The organism is Halomonas sp. BC1 (assembly GCF_002078135.1).
Taxonomy (GTDB): Bacteria; Pseudomonadota; Gammaproteobacteria; order Pseudomonadales; family Halomonadaceae; genus Vreelandella; species Vreelandella stevensii.
Genome location: NZ_LFGS01000009.1, coordinates 116,289 through 119,180, shown reverse-complemented (window position 1 = coordinate 119,180; position 2,892 = coordinate 116,289). Strand labels below are relative to the sequence as shown.

Genomic DNA, 2,892 nt, shown 5'->3' with positions numbered 1-2,892 from the left:
TAAAAGAAAACAAGTTTGCCGCATATAACTTAGAATCACTAAAGAAATCACGCGGCACCGTTACACCTTCTGTAGTACGGTTGGCCACCCAGTAGTTTATCCCTTTCCTCTCTAAAAAATAGTCGTTAAGTTTGTTTTCTGTCCAAAAATCATGTACCCTAGCGATATATTTGTTGACAGAGTTATTAAACTCCGTTACGGAAACTTTGCCAAGAAAATTAGAATTAGGCAAGGACTGATTTATAGTTCTCTCTTCTTGCTTTTGTTCTATGTGAATAAGTGAATCTATCACCAAGTACTTTGTTTTTAATCCGGCTTTTACTGCTAGTCTTTCATAAAGGTCTGAGTCATCCCAGCCATAAGTTGTGATGTATTCATTATAATATCCTATTTTTTTTAAGTCATCTTTGCTTGCGCCAAAAGAACCATTTACAAATATCTGATCATCTAAGCCGGCTTCTAAAGATTTTTCCCAAGAACCGCGTATAAACTCTCCATGAGCAAAATAGTTATTTTCTAAAAAATTATCTTTGACATAGATATCAGCGTCCAATTTGAATATCTTTGAGAATCTTGAAAACCTAAGACCAACATTAAAGGCATACGTTAAGACCCATTTTCTCTCTCCTTCCACACGAATTATTTTTATTCTTTGGTCATCAAAACAACTTAATGAGTCAGTTACAGGTACTGTTGAAGACCAATCAACAATTATAATTTCATCAACTGGCAATTTAAGCCAGCTATGCATTGATTTTATAAGATTTTCGTTCCGGTTCATACAGCAAGAAACTAAACTTATACCAGGAACAATGCTCTTATTATCATGAAGTGAAAGCAAACCATCTTGATACTCAGGCTCATGTTTAATTTCTATTTTTTTCTTCAATTTAACTAAAAAATGATCATACAAATTTCGTCCTGAATCATTAAGGCTATTGTAATCTATTTTATTTAAAAGTATGGAGGCATAATTATAGTTACAACTCTCATAACTTTCTTTTATTTTATAAAAGATAAAACTATTCATTGGCAATCCTTCAATGAAAATTATAAATTTAGTATTTTTCAACACAATACCGGCATTAATTTTAAAGCATTTAAATTGAAAAACTTAAGTCGCAAATTTAATTATTCAGACAATGGTTGAATATCATAACGCTTGCATAGCTCTTTAAATGATATCGACTGAATAATATCTTGCATATATTCGTCACTAACATACTTTCTTGATCTTGGCATAATCTCACTACCAGAACGCCCACTATCGCCACTAATATTAAAAATATCAATATAGTCATGTGCTAAATTATTGACTGGTATATCAAGTATCTCTGCACAGCGACTGGTAAGCTTTCTAGGTTCTGAGACAAAGTCTTCATAGCAAACTATATCTGATGCTTCAAAAAAATTTAAGAATTTAAAAAGTCTATAACAATACTCATCAAAAGTAGCAGGCTCAAAATGCACCCAACCATTATCTTGCAAAGATAAAAAAGAATCTATTGGATTCCTAATCGTTACTAAGTGTTTAATATCAAAGAAAGGATCTAACAGCCTTGTCAATGTATCTTGCTCTGGCGGCACAATATCTGTGCAATAGTCAGCGTGTGTATGTGCACGAATTACTAAACTACCACCAAGTGCTCGAACATGCTGCTCTGCCTCTTTGATTCCAGCCACAAATATTTTTCAGCCAAGTTATCTAGCTGTGGTAAACGTCCATAAAAGGCCTGAGTTGTTATATCTCTTGGAGTGTATAAAGCATGCTCTTCGTTAAATGCCAGTCGCGTTGTTGGATGCAGTTCACTTAATAGAAACACATTAGGTTGTGCAGCCAAACATTTGGAAATCAGGGTACCACCACTACAAGCAAAGTGATGGATAATGCGTAGTGTTGGCTTAGCGCTTACGTTGTCTTGTTCAACTACGGCTGCACAGCGTTCGAGCAGGCTTTGAGTGTTATTTAAACCTTCAACGTCTGGCTCAGCTTTACTGGTGTCGTTGTGTATTGCGCTATGATCGTTGATTAGCTTAAGCGCTTGCTGTAACTCTCGCTGCAATGTTTTTAAATCGATTGATTCTCTCATGATATACTGTGCGCCTTATTGCTTTTCGAGCAATTCAGGGTGCTCTTGTTCAAGCTTGTGATAAAAATGCGATGCGGCTTGCAGTTTAGCATGTAGCTCTTTAATAAGGTCTTTAAGCTCTTGCTCGCTTTTTACTTTTTCCGCATAGCGCTCGCGCAATTCAGAAACATCAGCTTCTACTTTCGCCAAAAGCTTGGTGCTTAGCTGTGCTGAACGCGTCTGTTCTTTTAAATCTGATTGCAGCTTTTTATTTTCTTCTACTAGTGAACTGTATTCATTTTTAAGCTGCTCATCCCTTTCTTGGGATTCTGCTAATTTTAATGAATATACTTTTAATTCTGAGCTTGCTTCATCTGCACGCTGTGTTTCTTCATCACGCTTTTGATATGCAGCTTGCTGCTCTTGTTGACTTTGCTGTAATGCTTGCTCTGTTTGAGCTACTTGCTCTAACGCTTCATCACGGGCTTTGGTCGCGTTATCCGCCTGCTGGGCTTTTTCATCCCGCTGCTGGGTGCGTTCGGCCAGTTGCTTGTTTCGTTCTGCTAGCTGCTGCTGAAGCTCATCACGGGCTTTAGTGGCGTTATCTGCCTGCTGAGCTTTTTCATCTCGCTGCTGAGTGCGTTCGGCCAGTTGCTTATCTCGCTCTGCCAACTGCTGCTGAAGCTCATCGCGAGCTTTAGCGGCGTTATTTGCCTGCTGGGCTTTTTCATCCCGCTGCTGAGTGCGCTCGGCTAGTTGCTTATCTCGCTCTGCTAGCTGTTGCTGAAGCTCATCGCGAGTTTAGCGGCGTTATCTGCCTGCT

4 protein-coding genes are annotated in these 2,892 nt (G+C 38.2%); all 4 read right to left on the bottom strand.

The features are described 5' to 3' along the window. A partial coding sequence (locus B7L72_RS18540) for a glycosyltransferase family 2 protein (protein WP_176212856.1) occupies positions 1 to 1,030 on the bottom strand: 1,030 nt, incomplete at its 3' end. A 101-nt stretch (positions 1,031 to 1,131) separates the two neighbouring features. Then, complete coding sequence (locus B7L72_RS18235; RefSeq protein ID WP_139788475.1) at positions 1,132 to 1,683, bottom strand: hypothetical protein; 552 nt, start codon at positions 1,681 to 1,683, stop codon at positions 1,132 to 1,134. Continuing rightward, on the bottom strand, positions 1,629 to 2,090 hold the full coding sequence (locus B7L72_RS18230; protein ID WP_139788474.1) for a hypothetical protein: 462 nt from the start codon (positions 2,088 to 2,090) through the stop codon (positions 1,629 to 1,631). Before B7L72_RS18230 ends, B7L72_RS18235 begins: the two co-directional genes overlap by 55 nt. 15 nt (positions 2,091 to 2,105) lie before the next feature. Then, positions 2,106 to 2,741, bottom strand: a complete 636-nt coding sequence (locus B7L72_RS08425; protein ID WP_081193726.1) for a hypothetical protein — start codon at positions 2,739 to 2,741, stop codon at positions 2,106 to 2,108. Positions 2,742 to 2,892: the final 151 nt, after the last annotated feature.